Genomic DNA, 20676 nt, shown 5'->3' with positions numbered 1-20676 from the left:
GTTCTGAGGCTCCTGACTCGGACCGGCCCCCTTCGGTCCATCGGGCAGGGTCGGGCTCGCAGTCGTCGACATGGGGTTCAGAGGCTGTGGTGGGTGGCGTGCCCGGGCAGGGGACCGCGCACGGCGCAGAACTCGCAATCACAGCTGGTCATGGAGTTGGCCTGGCAGTGGGCGGTGGGCCAGTACGGCGATGCGCAGGGGCCGGGGTCGACCGGCGTTTCGCCGGAGAGGGTGCGCCGGCACCAGCCGCACCGGATGGCGGTTGGTATGCCGGCCTGGCGCAGGTGCTGCGCCGCGCGAGCGGCGGTGTCGAACGGGATGTCCGACCTGACGGTGGCGGGCGCGCTGTCCAACAGCTGCCGGCTACGCCACAGGCTCAGCCCGGTGACCGTCCGGACGGCTTTGAGCGCCGTCGGGTCGTGAGGGGAGTCGCCGGTCAGCAGGATTGTGAAATCCGGGTCCTCCACGGATCCCCCTTGTCGGTCGGTGTCGTGCCAGTACCAGTCAATCGCCCTTGCAGACCGCCAGGCCATGGGTTTTCGTTCGTCCGGTTCCGCCGGTGCGGCCTCCCCGGCCGGGGCCCCGTGCGCGGGTGAGTGTCTTCAACGTCAGGTCTGTTGCGGGCCAGGACCGAGGAGGGGGCGGAGGTGCTGGGTGAGGAACCCGATACATTGCTGACGAACCTCGCCAGCAGCTACCACGGCTTGGAGCAGCTCGCCCAGGCCATCTACGACGGCCGCAACGGCTTCCCGGTGCGGCGCCTCGAGCCCGGTGACTTGGCAACTGATCTCAGGACGCCGCCCACCGAGAACGAGACGATGACCTCGCCAGAGCTGAGACCATCGCGCTCGCCAAGGAGGAGGTGAAGGACGGCTCTGCCGCGTCCAAGCTCGACGTTGCTGGAGAGCACCTGCGCCACGACGTGCTGCAGGTGACCGAGCGGATTGCGGAGATGGCGCTTATCAAGGAGAAGGACGCGAGCGCCACCGTGATTGAGCAGCGCGGCTGGCGCGACCCCGAGGGCACCACCATCGGCGAGCTGGAGAACACCGTGAAGACCCTCAGCAAGTGGGCAATGCGGCACGAGATTCTTAAAACTTTCCAGGTGAGTTTCGCCAGATCTTTCGATGGCTCGGCCCCGTCCCGGACAGCCGTCACGCAGGCCCTCGCCTCCTGCAGGCTCGGGCGTGCATCGGAGGCGGCGCGCCCTGGCGGAGCGGACGGCTACCAGTTGCCCCAGGTGCCGGTGGACCAGCGGGCGGTGCCGTCGCTGCCGTAGAGCACGAAGTTGCCGTCGTCCTGCACCTTCGCCCAGTCGCCGGGCCGGCCCTTGGTCGAGAGCGACCAGGTGACTCCGGCGCCCTGGGCGTTGAGCCACAGGGCGCCGAAGGTCGGCGCGCCCGTCACGTTCGCGAAGCTGTTCGGGTGGCCGTAGGTGCCGGTGGACCACAGCGCCGCGCCGTCGCGCTTGCGGTAGAGGACCAGGTTTCCGTCGGGCTGCATGAGCAGCCAGACCGAGTTCGACTCGATCCAGCGGCCGTGCGGCATGGTGGGGAGGTTCGGGCCGAGCGTGTCGTTGGTGGCGCCGACGGCCGGGGTGACGCCGGTGTCGGTCTGCCAGTACAGCTGCTGGCCGCTGACGGCGAACCAGCCGTTCAGCAGCGAGGCCACCGTGCCCGGGTGGCCGTAGCTCCCGGTGCTCCACAGCGCGCCGCCGGAGTCCGGGCCGCCGCCCTGGCGGTAGACGACGAAGTTGCCGTCGGGCTGCATGTAGGCGTACGCGCCCTGGTTGCCGTAGGTGCCGCTGGACCACAGCACCGGGCCGCGGTGGCCGGTGTCGCCCACCAGGTAGAGCACCAGGTTGCCGTCGTACTGCATCACCAGCTCGGTCTCGCCGCTGACCATGCTCTGTCCTGACAGGAGCTTCTCGCCGCTGCGCAGGCTGGTGGCCTCGTTGGCCGGCGGCTTCGCCGCGGCAGTGCCGGCCGGAGCCGCGACGGCGATGACCGCGGCGCCGAGCAGGGCCGCGGCGGCGCGCTTGAAGACGTTCTTCCGCATCGAGCGGGAAACCCCCTTGTTCCAGGGCCCACGAATGGCGTGGGCCCTGGATTCATACACCCTCAGATGGGCGTTTGGGCAAGCGGGTTACCGAGGGGCGGGGTCCGGGGACGCGCGGATCAGTCCTCGTAGTAGTTGTTGACGACCACGTCCGGGGTGTCGTCGTCGCTGTGCCTGCTCGGCGAGGCGGCCGCCGGCGGCGGCGACCAGTTGCATGCCCTCGAGGACCGGTCCCAGCCGGCTGTCATCGTCCTGCCTCTCCGACGACAGCGGAAGGACACACAAGAGCGCTTGACGAGCGGGCCCCGTTGACCCAAGCCGCCCCAGACGCTTCTGCCACTGTTGGGCGCGGTGAGTGTTCCGACTCGGCCTCGATGAGTGCTCGGCCAGCCCGTCGATCGCGGCCTGCCAGTCGGTCAGCTGCTTGAGCAGGCCGCGCACCAGGTCGTCGGCGGTGCGGGCCGGATCGGCGCCGAAGACGCGGGCCTCGGCGGCGGTCTCGGCGAGGGCGTCCTCGTCCAGGTCCTCGAATTCCTCCCGCCACGGGGCTCGGCGGTTTGCTCGAACTCCTCCAGCACCGTGTGCAGGGCGGCCTCGACGGCGGCCGGCACCACGGCGGCGGAGTACGGGGAACCCGGATGGCTTCGGTCAGCGCCCTGGCGGCGCCGGGCCCGAGCGCCCGGCGCCCTGTCGTACGCACCTGACGGCTCGCCGGCTCGCGCACCGGCGCGGCCGCGGCCTCCTCTGCGGCGCGGCCCCGGTGGAGCGCGGCCGGCCGGACGGGGCCCAGCGCCCGGTCGGGATCCGGCGGGTCAGGGCGCTGCTGCGGCGGCCGGCTCCGGTGCTCGGGCTGCGCGACATCGGCCGGTTCACCGTGGCGGGATGCGGGTACCGGTGGACTTGCGGCAACTGGAAGACCCCCCGCAGGGGCGGTGGCGGGGTGTGCCCCGGGAGGCCGGGGCACACCTGCGGGAGTCCGGCGTCAGCAGGCCACCACGGTGGAGACGGTGGCGGTCGAGGTGGGCCAGCCGGGCTGGGCCACCGAGAAGGTGGTGCTGACGGTGGCGCCGCACGGGGCGCTGGAGAAGACGCTGCCGACCTGGTTCGAGCCGGCCTGGACGATGATGGCCGGGTGGACGGGGGCGAGGGGGGCGCTGCCGACGACCGTGCCGGAGACGGTGAAGCCGAGGGGCCGGGGCTGCCAGGACGGGTCGCCGGGCGTGGCCACCCCGTAGAAGCGGACCTGGTTGCCGGTCACCTCGACGCAGGCCTGGGTCAGCAGCGGGCCGGGTGCGCCAGGGGTGCCGCAGGTCACGACGGCGCCGACCGGGCCGCTCGGCGCGGCGGCGGCCCCCTGGGCGGTGGCCAGGGTGGTCAGGGCCGCCGCGGCGGCGACGGCGATGACGGTGGTCTTCATGGGTGTCTCTCCTAGGGGGCGGGGATGGGACGATGGGCGGAATGTGAAATGTCACATTCCTCTGATGTCAGCATGGCAGCCCCCGCACCCCGGGGTGCGGCATCCGCGAAAGAAGACGGTCCTCCGCGGATATCGGCCACCGAATGACCGAAACGGCCTGTCGGCGATCGCACAAACCCCTGGCCCGGCTTCGCCGCGACCTACGGCTTCGGCCCGACCGCCCGCCGCAGCGGGAGGCCGAGGCCGTCGATCCGGCCGAACTGCGCCAGCTGCTGGAGGCCGCCGTCGATCCGTACGTCGACCGGCGGGTCCTGGCTGCCGTGCTCGCCGAGGAACGCCGCCGGCGCGAGCGACTGGCCCGGTTCGTCGACCGCTGGCAGTCCGGCGACCAGGGGTCTTAAGTCACATTAACTATGGCTATCTAAGTTTCTTGAAGTTTTGAGGTTCTGATTGCTAGTCTCTCGCCATGACTTCTTATGGTGAGGACCTCGCGCGGGCGGAGAAGGAACTCGGCGAGGCGGAGCGGGAGTGGGACCTGCTGGGGGTGCGCATCGAGGGGCTGCGAGCCCAGCGGGACGCGCTGCGGAAGCTGGTCGAGGCGTCCACCGCGCCGGCGGTGGAGATCGGCGACCTGACGAAGGCGGACGCCATCGTGAAGATCCTCAGCGCCTCGGGCAAGCCGATGACGCTGGGTGAGATCGCCGAGGCCATGACCGCCGCCGGCAAGAAATCGATCAGCAGCGGGGTCTCGGTGTACATCGACGGCCTGCTCAAGGCCGGCCGGGTCGTACGGGTCCAGCGCGGCCAGTACACCGCGGCCTGAGACCGCCACCGTCAAGAAGGAAGGGAGGACGAATGGACAGCACCCCGGATGCGATCGACGCCCTGCTGGGTAATGGTCCGCGCCGCCAGACGCCGCTGCCGGCACCGGCCGAGCGGACCCGGCTGCGGGAGGAGTACGGCCTGACGAAGACTGAGACCGCGCGGGCGTTGGGCATCAGCGTGAGCACGTTCACCGCCTGGGAGTCGGGGCAGCGCGCGCCGCAGGGCGAGGGCCGTGCCGCCTACGCCCGGTTGCTGGAGGGCCTGGCGACTCGCCTCGCCCCCGCGGCCCAGGAGACGGAGCCGGCCACCACGTTGACGCCCGCCGCACCTCCGGCTCCGGCGCCGGCTCCGACGACGGCGGTCAACAGCGTCGACCAGGTCGTGGTCGAGCTCGACCGCACCGCGTCCGGGGACCTGTTCAGCACCGACCCCGCGCCGTGTGCGCGGTGCGGCCGTCCGACGCCGTTCCGGTCCGCCGGCCGTCCGGTCCACATGGGTATCTGGTGCGCCGCTGCCCCGGCCCCGGCGGCCGTGCCGGAGGAGCCGGCCCCGACCGCGCCCGCCGCCCCGGTCGTGGAACGGCAGGGCTGGTTGGAGGCGGCCGGACCGTCGCAGGCCGCTCTGGAGGCGCCCGCCCGACACCCGAACATCGCCGCCGCCCCGACCGCCCCCGTGTCCGCGACCGCCCCCGCGTCTGCGGCTGGCCCGGTGGCCGCGCCGCGCCGGGCCTCCGCGTCGCGCCCGGCCAGCACCTCGCGGTCGGCCGCCCTGTCCAGGACGAGGAAGCCGGCGGTGAAGAAGGCGGCCGCCGAGGCAGGCCCGGCCGACTGGGAGCAGGCCGCCGCGGCACGGTTCCCGTCCGGCCCGCTGGTGGTGGTGGACGTCGCCCCGTCTGGCAAGGCCCTGGCCGCCTACCTCGCCGACGGCACCGAGTCCGCCACCGCGCCGACCGGACGCACGCTCGCCGGTCTGGTGGAGTGGGCGCTCGGGGCGGGGCTCGGCTCGCCGCGCCTGCACCGGCACGGCAAGGACGGCGACCCGCTGGTCGTCCTCACCGACGCCGCGCTCGCCGAGCTCGGCCTGCCGCCGATGGGCCGCGACGAGAAGAAGGACTTCGTCCAGCGCCTGGGCCAGCTCCCGAAGACCCACAAGGCGGTGAAGGCACTGGAGAAGGCGGGGTGGCTGCTCACCCAGCGCGGCCTCGGCCCGTGGGCGCGGATCTACCGCACCCCGGAGGACGGCAAGCGCCAGTGCGTGCAACTGTGCGTCCCCGCCTGGGGCGCCCTCGCGACGGGCGGCTGGCAGATCCCCGACGGCCTCGACACCCCCGGCCTGGCCCGCCTGCTCGGCACCTACGCCACCCGTGTCCTCACCCCCCGCGGCTCCACCGCCGTCTCCGGCCTGGACCTCGTCACCGCGCTGCGCCCGCCCACGAAGGCGCAGCGCACCGAGTCCGGCTGGACGTCCGGCCCGGTGGAGGGCTCCCGGCCGAAGGAGGCGTTCGATCCGGCGCCGCCGGAGGTCCTGGACGTGCACCCGCTCGCGCAGGGCCGGGAGCCGGGCGGCGAGCTGGTCACCGAGGCGTGGGACTGGTACCGCCCCCTCACCGACCAGGAGAGGCGTTCCGCCTGGGCGGTGGGCCTGGACGTCAACATGGCCTTCCTCGCGGCCGCGGGCAGGCTGACGCTGCCGCTGGGCCCGCCGGTGCACGTGGTCAACCCGGTCTTCGACAAGCGCATCCCCGGTTCGTGGCTGGCCGACCTCTCCCACGTTGCGACCGACCCGCTGCTGCCCAGCCCGTTCACCGCGGACGGCTCCCGCCCGACCGGCCCGGCCTGGTACTCCACAGCGAAGCTCGCCTACGCCGTCGAACTCGGCGCGGACGTCCGCCCGCTGGAGGCCTGGCTGCGCCACGAGCACGGCCCGTACCTCGACCCCTGGCACAAGCGCCTGCGCCAGGCCTACCTGGACACGATGGCCGCCCTCGGCGTCCCCGCCGACCTCGCCGACCGCGACCCGATCGCGTTCCTCGACGCCATGGCCTACCTCAAGACCACCGGCGACCCGGCCGAGCTCGCGGTGCTCACCGCGATCAAGCAGACCGCCAAGGGCACCATCGGCAAAATGCGCGAACGCCCCCGCGGGCACGGCTACCGGCCGGGCGAGCGCTGGGCCGCCCTGGAACGCCCCACCTGGGACCCGCTGATGCGCGCCCTGATCATCGACACCGCCACCGTCAACCTCCACCGCAAGCTCCGCAAGATGGCCGCCGACACCGGCCTGCACGCCATCGCCGTGCTCTCCGACTGCGCCGTCTTCGCCGCCCCCGGCCCCGGCGCCCTCGACATCCTCACCAAGCCCGACGGCACCCTCACCACCTCGCTGCGCCTGGGCGTCAGCCCCGGCCTGGTGAAGTTCGAGGGCAGCAGGCCGATGGCCGAGATCGCCGAGCTGCTCGCCGACGACACCAACCCCGCCCGGCACATCAAGACCGGCGGCGTCGTCTCCGCCGACGAGTAGCACCCACCGGCCCGCCGGCGTCTGTCCGGCGGGCCGCCCCGTCCACGATCACCAGCACGGCCGTCGCCTGGGCGGCCGGGAAGGAGAACAGTTGAGCCAGGAGATCGACGAGGGACTGGGTCGTGCCGAGCGCACCCGCCCTCTTCCTCAGTCCGTCCCCGCCCGGATGCGGTTCCTGCTCAAGGGCGCGGGCGGCTCCACCCGGCGGCTCGCCGCCGACCTCGGCGTCTCCCAGCGCACCGTGCAGCGCTGGCTCAAGGGCCAGGGCACCCCGAAGCCGGCCGCCGCCAAGGCCATCGAGACCAAGGTCCGTGCCGCCTGGCAGCCGCGCGTGAAGCAGCGGGTCCGCCGAGCCGCCGAGGAGAACGGCTTCATGCTCCACATCAGCGCCACCATCGGCTACAGCGCGGCCGGCGGCTCCACCGACGACCCCCGCCCCCGCACGATCACCCAGAAGATGCCCGGCTCGGTCGCCCAACGGCTGTACGCCGCGCGCGACGCCGGAGCCGGCCAGGCCGAGCAGGAACGGATCCTCGCCGAAGGCCTGCGCGAGCACTACTTCCAGGACAACGGACGCCGCGCCGGCGGCCTCGACATCGAACTCAACGACATCGCCTGGATGGACGTCGAGGGAATCTGACCCACACCCTCCACCAGTGCTGCTTGCGTCGGCGACACACTCGACCCACTCCGAGAAAGCACCGACGTGGACAACACCCCCGAACCCCACCCCGGCGAGCTGCGCCGCCACCTGCCGATCGACCACGACGCGAGCACCGGGGAGATGGTCGTCCCCGCCGCCGACGTCTCCGGCCTGCTGCGCGCCGCCGTCGGCCAGCGGCTGACCTGGGAGAGGAACGGCGACTGCGAGCTGGCCCCGCAGACCGTCGCCCTGCTCGGCGGCGCCCTCGCAGGCCTCGCCGACCAGATCGACGTCGCCTGCATCGCCGCCGCGAGCTGACAAGCAGGCGACCCGCACGTCGTCCACCGATCCGTTCGCCGTCGGCCGAGCGACCTGCCCGTCACCGGCAGCCCTGACCAGTTGTTACACCCAAAGCGCATGAGCCATACGGGAGGCGTATATGGGCACGTCAACAGAGGAATTACTGCGAGACACGGTTGGGGCGCTGCTCCGCGCCACGGGGGAGTCGCAGGCCGACCTCACCCACGGACTCGGACTCAGCCAGGCGCAGGTCAGCCGCAAACTGTCCGGCCGGCACGGCTGGGCGGTGGCGGACCTGGACCGGCTCTCCGCGCACTACGGCATCGCCGTCGTCGACCTGGTCTCCGGTCCGACCCACGCGCTGAAGCTGCTGCCGGACAAGCGCCGCGCCGCAGTGATCGGCGGCACCCAGACCGTGATCACGGTATAGCGCCCGCGCCCGCGCGTCTCCCGGGCGGTGCCGCGCGGTCCAACCCGCAGCTGCTTCGGCCGGTATCGCCCGTGGCTCTACGTCGTTCAACGCGCCGTTCAGTACCTGTTTCTAAGCCCCGCGTCCTTGGTCAAGCCTGTGGGGGTGGTTCGCCGTCGGCGTCGGGACCGCCCCGTCCGAGGTGGAAGATCCGCGGCCGGCCTCGGTGCACGGTGGGCGTGCGGTGCAGGGCGATGAGGGCCGCGTCGTCCGCGAGGCGTCCGCCGACGTGGGCGAGGAGGTCGCGCCGGATGTGCTGCAGGAGTTCGTCGGGGCCGGTTCCTGTCCACTGGGCGGCGCGTTCCGCGAGCGGGTAGAAGTTGTCGGAGCGGTCGCGGGCTTCCGCCACGCCGTCGGTGTAAAGCAGCAGCGTGTCACCAGGTTCGAAGGTGCACACGTCCACGCTGCAGTCCGCCGGGGCGACCGCGCCGATCCGCAGCCAAAGACGCGCCGGGCGTGGAAAGCTGATCCGGAGCAGGGTGGCCGCCTTGGCGAACACCCCTGCCGTTTGGCGGGTTTCTGGATAACGGGCATGCCGCCCACGCAATCGCGTCATGATCCCCATCGCGCCGGCGCGGCAGCAGGAGGGACAGGAATGTTCGAAACGGGGGAGGCGTGACGATGCGAGACCAACTCCTCGGGGACCGTTACCGGTTGGTGCGGCAGCTCGGCGAGGGCGGCATGGGGCAAGTGTGGGAGGCGCAGGACGAGACGCTGGGCCGGAATGTCGCGGTCAAGGTGATCTCCCTACTTGCCGGTGGCGGAAGCCGCGGCGACGAGGCCCGCGCCAGGTTCCTGCGCGAGGCACGGATCACCGCCCAACTGCAGCACCCCAACATCGTGACCATCCACGACCTCGGCGAGACCGGCGCGGGAAACGAACGGGTCCCGTTCCTGGTGATGGAACTGGTCCGAGGCGAGGGCCTGGACACGATGCTGCGCCGAGGTGTCGTCACCCTGGCGGACGCGGCCTTATGGGGTGCGCTGATATCTGACGCGCTGGCTGTGGCGCACGCAGCCGGGATCATGCACCGGGACATCAAGCCGTCCAACATCCTCATCACGCCGTCCGGCACGGTGAAGGTCCTCGACTTCGGCATCGCGCGGGCAGCCGACCCCTACGCGACCGCGGACCGCCTCACCCAGACCGGCTTCATCGCCCCCCTACATGGCGCCCGAACAAGCACGCGGCTTCCCAGAACCGCGCAGCGACCTGTACGCCCTCGGCTGCCTCCTCTTCGAGCTGATCACAGGCCGGCTCCCCTTCCAGGCTCCCGACACCGTGGGATACCTCACGGCCCACCTCACACAGGAACCGCCCACACCCAGCTCGGTATCCACCGGCGTCCCCTCCGCGTGGGACGACCTCGTGCTGAGGCTGCTGCACAAGGACCCCGACCAGCGGTACCCGAACGCCACCGACCTCTGCCAGGCACTACGACACCTCGACCGCACACCCGAACCCGCCCAACGCCCCACGCCACCAGCAGGAGGGGCCACCCAACCCCCGTCCACGACAGCGACGACCCCGCTCCCGCCCGCGGCCCCCACCCGCAGAGCAAGTAGCCTCCCCCCACTGCCGGACACCGCATCCACGCACACCCTGTTCGGACTGACCGTCACCCCGGACGGCTGGCACGCCTGGCTCGACAACCCCGCCCAGTCGATCTGACAGCTGACAGGCCGGCCGACTGATCCGGTGCCGCGAGTGCACCTCGCGGTGCCGGATCATCTCCGAGCACGCCCGCCTCGATCGCGCCGATGACCCCTGTCCGACGTATTCGGGAGACGGCGCGTCGCGGGCGTTCGGCGGACAGGCCCTGGAACCGTTCGGAATGCGCCCGGCCAAGGTCTTCGAGTGACACGATGAGCCGGTGACGATTCTTCAGGAGCGGTCGCGGCGGTGGCAGGGTGTGGGCGGACCCGAGGAGTAGTAGGTGTCGGGGCGAAGCGTGGTACCGCTGGCCCTGCGGATGCTGCTTCAGAAGGACGACCACGTCGATCCGCACCTGGAGATCCTGCGCCTGGGCGCCGAGCACCAGGACGTCGACGCCCGCGATGTCACTGTCACCCTGGTGCTGGACGGTGCGTTGGTGACCGGAACAGTGATCTCCACCGACACGTGGGAGCGTCTGCACCTGCGCCGGCTCGGTGACCATGACGACGCCCTTCGCCGTGTCGTCCGGGATGCGGTCGGTCATCTCGACCAGGCCGCCGACGAAGGCCGCCGCCGACAGGACATCGACCGGCGTTTCCTGCACCTGCGCGACGTCACCCACCGCGCTGCCCGCACCCTCCACACCCTGCCGCTGTGGCGCGGTCCGATTACGGCGGTGAGTGGCTGGATGGTTGGGGAACCCGAAAAAGACTGAAAGCCGATCTACTAGGTACCGAGAGGGATGTCAGATGACACGTCAGCAGAACCTGGAGTGGGCAAAGCACTGTCAACGGCCAGCACTACATGGCCGTTGACAGCGGGGCACCCAGCGGATCGACCAACCCGGTCGTCGACTACCACATGGTCTATGCCCTCCTGTCGATCGTCCTCGCGGCCGCGCAGGCCGGTGACCGCTGGGGCCTGGGCCGCTGGTGGGCCACCCTGTCGGTGGTCAGGTCCCGCCGCTGGCTGCGCTGAGCAGCCCGCCGACGCCACCCGGCCCCATGCCAAGTCCTGCTGCGAAGAAGGACCTTGGGTCCGCGCGAGGGACCGTCGGGTCCTGTCGGGGCGGTCGCCGCGAGCAGCAGCATGGATCCCGGAGGCGGGACACCGGGTCACCGTCCGACAGAAGGGAACGGCCATGGCCCACGGAATCGTCACCGGGTTCGACGGATCGGCGCGGTCCGAAACCGCAGTCGGCTGGGCCGCCGCCGAGGCGGCCCGGCAGGGCGAACCGCTGCGGATCGTGCACGCCTGGCCCTGGCTCGGCTCGGCCTGGAGCGACGGGCCCGCGGCGGCTCCCCACCGCGGCGCCCTGCTGGAGTTGGAAGAGGTCGCTGACCGGCTGCGCGGCGTTCACCCCGCGCTGGACGTCGTCACCGAGGCGGTGGCCGACGACCCCGCCGACGCCCTGCTCGCCCGTGCCGCGGAGCACCGGCTCGTCGTGCTGGGCTCACGCGGCCTCGGCGGTTTCGCCGGCCTGGTGGTGGGCTCCGTCGGCCTGGCCGTGGCCGCCCGCAGCACCACCCCGGTGGTGCTGGTCCGCGACGGCGCGCCCGCAACTCCTGCCGACGCCGCCGACCGCCCCGAGATCGTCGTGGGCGTGCCCGGTGAGTCCTCCGCGGCGGTGCTGGAGTTCGCGTTCGCCGAGGCCGAGCGCCGGGGGGCGCGAGTGCGGGCAGTGCACGGATGGGAGGCGGTCCCGTTCTGGACCGCGGCAGGCTGGATGCCGCCGCAGGAGGACGTGGAACTCCGGGGCGCCGAGCTCATGGACGTGCTGGCCAAGGCGCTCGCGCCGGTCCGGGCGGCACATCCCGGCGTCGAGGCCTTCGCCGAGACCAGGACCGGCGGTGCCGCGCACGCGCTGGTCGCCGCCTCGGCCCAGGCCGACCTGGTCGTGGTGGGCCGCCGGCAGCACCGCCTCGGCACCCGGCTCGGCGCTGTCGCCCACGCGGCGATCCACCACTGCACCGCCCCGGTCGCCGTCGTCCCGCACGACTGAGATCGCCGCCTTCCGTGGGCGCAGCCTTCGTCCTCTCCGGCCGACATGCCGGCAACCCGGCAGCCGCTGACTGACTCGGGCCGGACACGGGTGGCGGCCCGGCCGCCGGGGGCGCAGGACGCGGAAGGCCTCCACAGCGAAGACAGTAAGGTCGCGGTTTTGATCGACTCCAACGATCAGCGTCGGGATACATCAAGCCATGCCCAGCCATGGGCTGGTGAACCTGCTCGCCGGGGCGTGGCGCACAGGCTCTCGCAGGCACCGATCCGTCGCAGCGGGAGCTCGACATGGCTCGCCGGCCCCGCCATGGCCAGTGCCGACCCGCACGTGACCCGCGCGCAGCAACCCCCTTTCCCAGAGGCTCGTGCGATGCCGTCGTGTCGCGCATGGCGCTGATGCTGATGTCCGACGTGGAGCACGTCGCCGCCGAGGCCGGCCCGGGGCAATCCCGCTCGGCGTCGGGACGACGTCGAGCTGCCGTTCGGACGGTTGACGTCCTCGGGGAACGGGGGGCGTGGCGTCGTGGGAACGGATGGGGTTCCGGGCGCTTCGGTGTCCGGGTCCTTGTCCCCGAGTTGCGGAGTTCCCATGCCGTTCGTGGCCGTGTCGCTGCGCTGGGGCCTCCACGTTGGCGAAGCCCCGGGTGTGCTGAACGACTCGCCTCAGTCGACCGTCGACCCGGACTGCACCGGCTTCCTGTCGGCCCCGCTGTTGCTGCGACGCGGCATTGGACTACTGCCCTTCTGCCCGTGGGACTGAATGTGGCAGGGCGGGGGAGGGCAGTCAGCCGGTGACGGCGACGGGGGCGTCCCAGGCGTTGCGGTCGACGGTCAAGGTGACGCCGCCGTAGGTCTCGCGCTGGTTGACTTGGTGTTGGTGGGCGCGGCGGTGACCGCTGAAGAGGCTGCTGCTGTACGGGAAGCTGGCGGCGGTGTCGGCGGTGCCGTCGTACTTGGCGTACCACAGGGCTTCGGGCAGGTCTGCGGCGCCAGCTTCGGCCGCCTTGGCGATGCCTGCGGCGCTGGAGGAGGCGAAGCCGTAGAAGCCGGGCCGGTAGGAGCGGGCTTTGACCGCGCGGTTGAAGGACTGGGTGTAGGCGAGTACGGCGTCCGCGCAGGCGGTGTCGGCAGTGTTGTAGCCTCCATTTCGAGGTAGAGCGTGCTGCCGGTGCGCATCCCCAGCGCCGATGCCTTGTCGACCGCGTCCGCGCCGTCCGCCGCGCCCAGTGAGACCGCAGTGGCGGCGGCTATTTTCTCGGGGCTGGCACCGGTTTGGCACGGCGGCTGGGCTCCCACGTACAGCGGCACCAGCTTCCAGCCCGAGCTGGCGACCGCACTGACCCAGGACGCGGTCAGCTGCGGTTGTGCGCAGCTGCGGTTCTTGCCTCCGACGTAGACGGCGATCGCCCCATAGGGGGAGGTGCCGTGCCAGGCGTTCATGGTGGCCAGTGACGGGGCGGTGCACGTGTCGAAGGCAAGACCGGTGAACAGAGACACCCGCCGGCGCTCCGCCCTCGGGGCCAGGGGCCTTGGAGACGCCCGGCGACGCTGAGGGGCCGGTGCGGTGGCTGGTCCCGAAGCCGTTGCGGGCGCGGAGCCCGACGCGGGTGCCGACGGTGCTGTGGAGGTGGAAGCTGATGCGGACGCCGACGGTGTGTCAACTGCGGATGGTGACACCGACGGTTGCCCGGCTGCTTCCACCGCTGCGCTGCGTGGATCGCCGGCCGGCTTCGCGCACCCTCCGAGCGCCAGGCCGATGGCGGAGATCAGGCAGGCAGTGGACAGCGCGGTGCGATGACCCGGACCCGGAGGGGGTCGTGCGGCACGGAGGTTCCTCACTGACGAAGTGTCCGCGAGTGATTGCCGATACGAATATCAACTGACGGATAGTCAGTTCCATGTGGCTCGGCACCCATCGGCCGGGATGTCCGCGGCCGCACTCTGTCATGGGAACGGAGTGTGGCGGAGAGTGTTTGACGGCGCGTTCCCGCAGGGGAGGCTCTTCGGTCACTGAGGCGGCAGCGATGACGCGGCTGGCGATGCCGACGGGCGGCGCGACCCGGTCAAGAGGTGATGACCCATGCGCCCGGGCCGGTTTGTTGGTTCAGTCGAGCTGACACGCCATGGCGAAAGGTGGACCGTGGACTCTTCTGGGAGAAACGAGTCAACCAACATCTAGAGCTTGGCACATGACGCCGAGTCACGCTTTGGTCACAAGCTGAACGCGCCAGGGGATCTTGTTGTCCCTATGTGGGGAGATCTTCATCCTTTCCGCCCGCTTTCCCCTCGCTTTAGCATCCGTGCACGCCCACCAGAGTGATGGGTCTATGACAAGGAGTAGATGTGCGCGAACGCATATCAAGGCACCACAGGCAGCTGATGCTGCCGGGTGCTCGGGGGGTGAGCGCCGTCCTGGCCATGGCTGTGACGGTGTCGCTGCTGGCCGGGACGGAGAGCGCATTTGCCGCGCCGAAGCCGGGCAAGTCCGGTGGGACGCAGGGCGCGAAGAACCCGCAGTGGGCCACGTCGGCGGCGGATGTGCCGTCGGCGCGGGTCGCGGCGCGGCTGTCGGGTCAGCGGGTGGAGGCGTTGTCCGAGCGGACCGAGACGTCGACGACGTGGGTGAACAAGAACGGTTCGCTGACCACGGAGCTGTTCGCCGGGCCGGTGCGGTTCCAGCGCGACGGCCAGTGGACCGACGTGGATCTGACGCTGCAGCAGCAGTCGGACGGCTCGGTCGCGCCGAAGGCACATCCGGGTGGGCTGAAGCTGGCCGCGTCGGGCGGCACCCGCGCGAAGTCCTTCGCGGACTCGCAGGCGGCCAAGGGCGAGGACCGTACCCTGGTGACCCTCGGCGAGGGCGACCAGCAGGTCGAACTCCAGTGGAAGGGCGGCCTGCCCAAGCCCGACCTCGACGGCACCAAGGCAACCTACAAGGACGCCATCGCGGACGGCGCGGCCGACCTGGTGGTCGAGGCCACCCGGACCGGCTTCGAGCAGTTCACCGTCCTCAAGCAGCGCCCCACGACAGCCGGTTACTCGTACACGATGCCGCTGAAGGCGAAGGGCCTGAAGGCTGAGGCGCAGGCGGACGGCAGTGTGCTGTTCACCGACCGGAAGACCGGCGAGAAGCGGGCCGTGCTGCCCGCGCCGGTGATGTGGGACTCCACCGCGGTGGCGGAAGGATCCCGTGAACACGCGAACAGGGCGACCGTCGACCTGGAGGTCGTCCAGCGCGGAGAGAACATCGACCTGGTGTTCACCCCGGACGCCAAGTTCCTCGCCGATCCGAAGACGCAGTACCCGGTGACCGTCGACCCGTCGACGATCGCGCTGGGCAGCGTGTTCGACACCCGGGTGCAGAAGGGAGAGACGGTCGACTGGTCGGCGGACACCGAGCTGTACTGGGGCAACCCGGGCAGCAAGAACGCGGACGGCTCCTCCCGCGAAGCCCGCGCGTTCATCAACTGGAACACCGCCCCGATCGCGGACGCGCTCGTGATGAACGCGACGCTGAGCCTGTGGAACTTCCACTCCGGCAACAGCGACTGCGCCGCCTACGCCTGGGACGTGTACGACACCGGCCTCGCCTCCACGGCCTCCCGGTGGGCCTCGCAGCCCGCCTGGTCGTCCAAGCTGGCCACGTCGAACGAGTCCGCGGGCCGTACGGGCTGTCAGGACGACGGCTGGATCAACGCGGACGTCACCAACCTGGTACAGACCTGGACGTCGGCGAAGAAGTCGACCGCGGGCATGGGCCTGCGCGCGCCGGACGAGGCCAGCACCAAGTACTGGAAGGAGGTCAACTCCTCCGAGGCAGGCTGGAACGTCCCGAAGCTGACGGTCACGTACAACTACCGTCCGCGGACCGGCACCGACCAGCAGGCCGGCTCGCCGTTCTACAAGGATGCGGGCGGTACCTGGTGGGTCAACTCCACCACCCCGACGCTGCGCGACACCTTCGTCGACCCGAACAACGACAAGGTCGACGGCACGTTCCAGATCTTCGACAACGACACCAACGCGCAGGTCGGCAACGTCCTGGTCTCCCCGTACGTCGCATCGGGACAGCCCGCCTCGGTGACCGTTCCGGCGGGGCTGCTGAGCAACGGCAAGACGTACCGGTTCCGCACCTCGCCGTACGACGGCATGCACTACAACAACACGTGGTCACCGTGGGCGTACTTCACCGTGGACACCTCCGCGCCGTCCGCGCCGTCCGCGATCGCCTCGACCGACTACCCGTCCGGGCAGTGGGTCAAGGGCGCAGGCCAGGCCGGCGTGTTCACCCTGACCCCGCCGTCCGGTGACCAGAGCGCACTGGAGTGGACGCTCGACGGCACCAACTGGACGAAGGTGCCCACCGGCGGCTCCACAGCCCCCGTCAACCTGACGGTCACCCCGGACAAGGCTGGCACCCAGACCCTCCAGGTCCGTGCCGTGGACAAGGCCGAGAACAAGTCCGAGGCGGTGTCGTACACCTTCCAGGTCGGCGCCGGCGGCGTGATCTCGCCCAACGACGGCACCCGCACCGCCGCCCGCCTCCCGCTGATCGCCGAGGCCGACGCCGCGAAGTACGACGCCGTCAGCTTCTCCTGGCGCCGCTCCGACGCCGACCCGTGGACCACCGTCCCGGCCGCCGACGTCACCAACGGCGGCAGCGCGGTGAGTTGGCCGGTCGCACTGAACAGCGGCAAGAGCCCGTCGCTGACCTGGAACGCCACCTCCACCGTCAACCCCGACGGCACCGTCCAGCTGCGCGCCGACTTCACCGGTCCGAACAACGCCGCCGTCTCCTCCGAGGGCATCAAGGCCGTCATCGACCGCAAAGCGACCGGCGCCGCGACCCAGCAGGTCGGCCCGGGCACGCTGAATCTGCTCACCGGTGACTTCACGGTCTCCGCGACCGACGCCTCGTTCTTCGGGCTGGCGGTCGGCCGTACCAACACTTCGCGCGACCCGAAGGCCGCGGCGAGCAAGGACGGCCAAGCCCCGATCTTCGGCCCGAACTGGGCCTCCGGCGTAGCGTCCGAGGTCTCCCAGTCCGGCTACACCGAGATCCGCAAGACCTCTAACAACTCGCTGGACGTGATCCTCGCTGGGGGCGACACCATCGGCTTCACCGCCAACGCGGCCGGCAACGGCTGGGTGCCCGAACCCGGCAGCGAGGCGCTGACCCTGCGCGGCTCCTTCGCCTCCGGCGACTTCACCCTCTCCGACACCGAAGGCACCGTCACCACCTTCGCCAAGGTCGACCCGGCCGCCGTCACTTGGACCGTGACATCCAGTCTGCTCGACGGCCTCGCCAACTCCACCACCACCGTCATCTCCGAGAAGACCGTGGCGGGCGGCAAGACCTTGGCCCGGCCGAAGTACATGATCGCGCCGACCTCCGCCGCCACCGCCGCCGCCTGCGCGGCCGACCCGGCCACCAGGGGCTGCCGCGTCCTGCAATTCGTCTACGCCAACACCACCACGGCAACCGGCAACACCACCAGCACCGAGTTCGGCGACTTCGCCGGCCAGGTCTCCACCATCAAGCTGTGGGCCACCGCCCCCGGCGCGGCCAACGCCTCCGCCACCGACGTCGCCACCTACCGCTACGACCTGGTCGGCCGACTGCGCCAGACCTGGGACCCGCGGCTGGGCGCCGGCACCAAGACCCAGTACTCGTACATCGAGGGCACCGCCTCCGACGGCGCGCTCTACGCCGTCCTGCCGCCAGGCATGAACGGCGGCTACCACATGGCCTACGGCAACATGGCGGCCAACCCGGCCGCCGGCGACGGCATGCTCACCAAGGTGTGGACCAACACCCTCGCCCCGGGCACCAACACCGTCAACGGCACCGCCAATACCACCATCGTGTACGGCGTCCCGACCAGCGGCAGCAAGGCGCCCGAGGACCTGTCGGTCACCGCTGGCGCGACCTGGGGCCAGACCGACCTGCCCACCGACGCCACCGCCGTGTTCCCCGCCGACCAGGTCCCCGCATCCAACAGCGGCACCGACCTGAACGCGGGCGACTACACCCGAGCCACCGTCAACTACCTGAACGCCTCCGGCCGCCAGGTCAACACCGCCACGCCCGGACACCGCATCACCACCACCGAGTACGACAAGTGGGGCAACAGCGTCCGCACGCTGACCGCAGCCAACCGCGAACTCGCCCTCGGCACCACCGACGCCGCCAAGGCCCAGCTGGCCGACCTCGGCATCAACACCCTCCCCAGCGGTGAACGCGCCCAACTGCTCTCCACCACCAGCGTGTACAGCGCAGACGGACAGCGTGAGACGGAGAACTCCGGCCCGTTGCACCGCATCACCCTGGCAGCTGACGTGGCATCCGGCGGCGCGACCGTCGCCAAGGCCGGCACCCAGACCGTCGCCCGCACCCGCACCGTGAAGACCTACGACGAGGGCCGCCCGACCGACGGCACCGCCAAGGTCAAGGACCAGGTCACCACCACCGTCACCGGCGGCGCCCTGCGCGCCTGGCCCGAGGTGTTCGCCGAAACCCGCACCGACAAGAGCGTCTTCGACTGGGCACTCGGCGTCGCCACCCAACAGATCCAGGACGCCGGCGGCCTGAATCTCACCACCGCCACCGGCTACGACACCCAGGGCCGAGAGGCCTCCAAGTCACTGCCCAAGTCGAACGGCTCCGACGCGGGCACCACCCGCACTACCTACTGGTCCGGCACCGGCACCGGCACCTGCGCCGGTCGCCCCGAGTGGGCGGACCTGCTCTGCCAGACCGGCCCGGCCGGCGACATCACCGGCGGCGGCTCCAACCCGGTCCAACTGCCCGTCAAGACCGTCCAGTACGGACTGTTCGGCCAGAACATTCAGACGGACGAGGCCGCGAACGGCGTCGCCCGCACCACGACCGTCACCCCCGACGCCGCAGGCCGCCCGGTGACCACCACCGTCAGCGGGGGCCTCGGCACCGCCGTACCGGCGGTTACCACCACCTACGACAGCGTCACCGGCAAGGTCACCAAGCAGACCTCCGCCACCGGCGGGACGATCACTAAGGCGTACGACGGACTCGGCCGCCCGACCTCCTACACCGACGCCGACGGGGCGGTCACCACCACCGAGTACGACGCGTTGAACCGGCCCACCAAGGTCACCGACAGCGCCCCCTCCACCACCACCTACACCTACGACACCGCCATCGACCCGCGCGGCCTGGCCACCTCGGTCACCGACTCGATCGCCGGCACCTTCACCGCGCGCTACGACGCCGACGGCACTGTGGTGACCCAGGGCATGCCTGGTGGCTACACCATGACTGACCGCCGCGACCCGTCCGGCACCGCTAGTAGCCGCAACTACACCCGCGACAGCGACGGCACGGTGCTGGTCTCTGACGGCATCACCGAGACCGTCCAGGGGCAGTGGGCCACCCACACTGGCACTCCCGGCGTGACTGCGGCCCAGACCTACGCCTACGACACGGCCGGCCGCCTTACCAGCGTCCAGGACACATCCCCGGACGCCGTCTGCACCACCCGCGGCTACGGATTCGACAACAACACCAACCGCACTGCCCTCGCCATCACCGTCGCGGCCCGCGGCAGCGACTGCACCACGAACGGAGCCACCACCCAGACCAACGCCTACGACAGCGCCGACCGCCTGGTGAACCCCGGCTATACGTACGACGCGTTCGGCCGCACCACCGCCCTGCCAGGCTCCACTGTCGCCTACTACAACAGCGACCTCGCCCAGCAGCAGACCACCGGCACGGACCGCCAGACCTGGACCCTCGACTCCAACCAGCGCCTGCGCGCCTGGACCGTCGAAACCAACAGCGGGGGTACCTGGACCACCAATCTCACGAAGACCAACCACTACGGCAACGACGGCGACAATCCGCGCTGGATCGGCGACAACCTCGCCAACAACACCCGCAACGTCACCGGCATCAGCGGCGACCTCGCCGCCACCACCACCAACACCGGGCTGATCACCCTCCAGTTCGCCAACCTCCACGGCGACGTAGCTCTGCAACTGCCCCTCAACGGCAGCGCCCCCACCGTCCTCGACTTCGACGAGTACGGCCAGCCGCGCGCAGGGCAGGCAGCCGCCCGGTACGGGTGGATCGGAACCAAGCAGCGCGCCAGCGACACCCCTGGCGGCCTCACACTCATGGGCGTCCGTCTCTACAACCCCGGCACCGGGCGCTTCCTGTCCGTCGACCCAGTCTATGGCGGCAACGCGAACGCCTACGAATACGTTCACGGCGATCCGCTCGACAAGTACGACCTTGATGGACGCAACTGGTTCTGGAACACCGTCAGCTTCTTCAGCTATCGATCCTGGATCAACGCCGGAATCGCGGGAGCGCAGGGGCACTACTCGCAGTCATGGCACTACGCTTCGGGTGGCACTGGGGCTCCGGCCGCATCTCACTTCAACAACGTGGTGCAGAACCGATGGGCTCCTGCCGCCGCCAGGCACGCCGCCCCTGGTCTGCTGAGGTTTGGCACGAGGCTTGTTGGACGGGCGCTCGGATGGCCAGTGAGCGCGGCTGCAACCGTACTGGACTACATCCACTCGCCGCCGAAGGTGCGTTTGACCTTCAAGTTCAAGCTGCAGGGAAAGATGTGGCACAACATTCCCTGAGTGATTACCGAACAATGTGTGGCGGCGTGTAAGTTCCGATAGAATCCCAGCCAGTCGGGGTTCGGGTGACTTCCTGAACCCCGACCGGCTGGGATCATCTTTTAGAAGGAGGGGATTGGAGAGTTGAGCTCGAAATTTCGGAAGAAGTACAT

Annotated in this window: 18 protein-coding genes and 4 pseudogenes; 16 read left to right on the top strand and 6 right to left on the bottom strand. The window is 70.7% G+C overall.

Annotated elements, in window-relative coordinates; genetic code table 11:
- Window positions 1-77: 77 nt before the first annotated feature.
- Window positions 78-467: a ribosomal protein L7/L12 gene (locus ACFV18_RS30240; RefSeq protein WP_380488427.1), complete on the bottom strand. Its 390-nt coding sequence runs from the start codon at window positions 465-467 to the stop codon at window positions 78-80.
- 180 nt (window positions 468-647) lie between these two features.
- On the opposite strand from ACFV18_RS30240, the gene ACFV18_RS30235 reads away from it, so the two are divergent.
- Both ACFV18_RS30235 and ACFV18_RS30230 read left to right on the top strand, forming a co-directional pair.
- Window positions 648-866 carry a hypothetical protein gene (locus ACFV18_RS30235; RefSeq protein WP_380488426.1) on the top strand — a complete coding sequence of 73 codons (219 nt, stop codon included), beginning with the start codon at window positions 648-650 and terminating at the stop codon, window positions 864-866.
- Window positions 863-1279, top strand: a complete 417-nt coding sequence (locus tag ACFV18_RS30230) for a hypothetical protein (RefSeq protein ID WP_380488425.1) — start codon at window positions 863-865, stop codon at window positions 1277-1279. Before ACFV18_RS30235 ends, ACFV18_RS30230 begins: the two co-directional genes overlap by 4 nt.
- Here the strand turns inward: ACFV18_RS30230 and ACFV18_RS30225 are convergent.
- From ACFV18_RS30225 to ACFV18_RS30215, 3 genes are all read right to left on the bottom strand, one after another.
- On the bottom strand, window positions 1225-2058 hold the full coding sequence (locus ACFV18_RS30225; RefSeq protein WP_380488424.1) for a hypothetical protein: 834 nt from the start codon (window positions 2056-2058) through the stop codon (window positions 1225-1227). The two genes, ACFV18_RS30230 and ACFV18_RS30225, sit on opposite strands and share 55 nt — an antisense overlap.
- 119 nt (window positions 2059-2177) lie before the next feature.
- Window positions 2178-2306 (bottom strand): hypothetical protein, encoded by a 129-nt coding sequence (locus ACFV18_RS30220; protein ID WP_380488423.1) that lies wholly within the window; start codon window positions 2304-2306, stop codon window positions 2178-2180.
- Window positions 2307-3040: 734 nt separating this feature from the next.
- Window positions 3041-3475: a hypothetical protein gene (locus tag ACFV18_RS30215; protein WP_380488422.1), complete on the bottom strand. Its 435-nt coding sequence runs from the start codon at window positions 3473-3475 to the stop codon at window positions 3041-3043.
- A gap of 143 nt (window positions 3476-3618) precedes the next feature.
- Between ACFV18_RS30215 and ACFV18_RS30210 the strand changes: the two genes are divergently transcribed.
- The 6 genes from ACFV18_RS30210 to ACFV18_RS30185 all read left to right on the top strand — a co-directional run bounded on the left by ACFV18_RS30210 (window position 3619) and on the right by ACFV18_RS30185 (window position 8193).
- Window positions 3619-3876, top strand: a complete 258-nt coding sequence (locus tag ACFV18_RS30210; protein ID WP_380488421.1) for a hypothetical protein — start codon at window positions 3619-3621, stop codon at window positions 3874-3876.
- Between the two features lie 65 nt (window positions 3877-3941).
- Complete coding sequence (locus tag ACFV18_RS30205; RefSeq protein WP_380488420.1) at window positions 3942-4298, top strand: hypothetical protein; 357 nt, start codon at window positions 3942-3944, stop codon at window positions 4296-4298.
- Between the two features lie 32 nt (window positions 4299-4330).
- Complete coding sequence (tap, locus tag ACFV18_RS30200) at window positions 4331-6820, top strand: telomere-associated protein Tap (protein WP_380488419.1); 2490 nt, start codon at window positions 4331-4333, stop codon at window positions 6818-6820.
- Between the two features lie 91 nt (window positions 6821-6911).
- Window positions 6912-7460, top strand: a complete 549-nt coding sequence (gene tpg / locus ACFV18_RS30195; RefSeq protein WP_380488418.1) for a telomere-protecting terminal protein Tpg — start codon at window positions 6912-6914, stop codon at window positions 7458-7460.
- Between the two features lie 66 nt (window positions 7461-7526).
- Complete coding sequence (locus ACFV18_RS30190; protein WP_380488417.1) at window positions 7527-7781, top strand: DUF6213 family protein; 255 nt, start codon at window positions 7527-7529, stop codon at window positions 7779-7781.
- A 121-nt stretch (window positions 7782-7902) separates the two neighbouring features.
- Window positions 7903-8193, top strand: a complete 291-nt coding sequence (locus ACFV18_RS30185; protein WP_380488416.1) for a helix-turn-helix domain-containing protein — start codon at window positions 7903-7905, stop codon at window positions 8191-8193.
- 130 nt (window positions 8194-8323) lie between these two features.
- Here the strand turns inward: ACFV18_RS30185 and ACFV18_RS30180 are convergent, their stop codons facing one another.
- A complete protein-coding gene (locus tag ACFV18_RS30180; RefSeq protein WP_380488415.1) occupies window positions 8324-8731 on the bottom strand; it encodes a PP2C family protein-serine/threonine phosphatase in 408 nt (135 codons plus the stop codon).
- A 122-nt stretch (window positions 8732-8853) separates the two neighbouring features.
- On the opposite strand from ACFV18_RS30180, the pseudogene ACFV18_RS30175 reads away from it, so the two are divergent.
- The 7 genes and pseudogenes from ACFV18_RS30175 to ACFV18_RS30145 form a co-directional block, all read left to right on the top strand.
- A pseudogene (locus tag ACFV18_RS30175) lies at window positions 8854-9336 on the top strand (serine/threonine-protein kinase); the annotation flags it as partial.
- A 64-nt stretch (window positions 9337-9400) separates the two neighbouring features.
- Window positions 9401-9601: pseudogene (locus ACFV18_RS30170) on the top strand (serine/threonine protein kinase); the annotation flags it as partial.
- Window positions 9602-9904: a hypothetical protein gene (locus ACFV18_RS30165; protein WP_380488456.1), complete on the top strand. Its 303-nt coding sequence runs from the start codon at window positions 9602-9604 to the stop codon at window positions 9902-9904. It begins immediately after the preceding pseudogene.
- Between the two features lie 280 nt (window positions 9905-10184).
- Window positions 10185-10604, top strand: coding sequence for a hypothetical protein (locus ACFV18_RS30160; RefSeq protein ID WP_380488414.1), 420 nt, complete (start codon window positions 10185-10187; stop codon window positions 10602-10604).
- Window positions 10605-10693: 89 nt separating this feature from the next.
- Window positions 10694-10867, top strand: coding sequence for a hypothetical protein (locus tag ACFV18_RS30155; RefSeq protein WP_380488413.1), 174 nt, complete (start codon window positions 10694-10696; stop codon window positions 10865-10867).
- Window positions 10868-11030: 163 nt separating this feature from the next.
- On the top strand, window positions 11031-11891 hold the full coding sequence (locus ACFV18_RS30150) for a universal stress protein (protein ID WP_380488412.1): 861 nt from the start codon (window positions 11031-11033) through the stop codon (window positions 11889-11891).
- A 257-nt stretch (window positions 11892-12148) separates the two neighbouring features.
- Window positions 12149-12685 (top strand): annotated as a pseudogene (locus ACFV18_RS30145) (hypothetical protein); the annotation flags it as partial.
- Here ACFV18_RS30145 and ACFV18_RS30140 read toward each other — a convergent pair.
- Window positions 12675-13414 (bottom strand): annotated as a pseudogene (locus ACFV18_RS30140) (glycoside hydrolase domain-containing protein). The pseudogenes ACFV18_RS30145 and ACFV18_RS30140 overlap by 11 nt on opposite strands.
- A gap of 894 nt (window positions 13415-14308) precedes the next feature.
- On the opposite strand from ACFV18_RS30140, the gene ACFV18_RS30135 reads away from it, so the two are divergent.
- On the top strand, window positions 14309-20524 hold the full coding sequence (locus tag ACFV18_RS30135; RefSeq protein WP_380488454.1) for a DNRLRE domain-containing protein: 6216 nt from the start codon (window positions 14309-14311) through the stop codon (window positions 20522-20524).
- Window positions 20525-20676 lie beyond the last annotated feature (152 nt).

The sequence above is a fragment of the Kitasatospora sp. NPDC059673 genome (assembly GCF_042734215.1).
Taxonomy (GTDB): domain Bacteria; phylum Actinomycetota; class Actinomycetes; order Streptomycetales; family Streptomycetaceae; genus Kitasatospora.
Note: the sequence above shows the minus strand (reverse complement) of the source record. Positions and strands in the feature narration are given on the sequence as shown.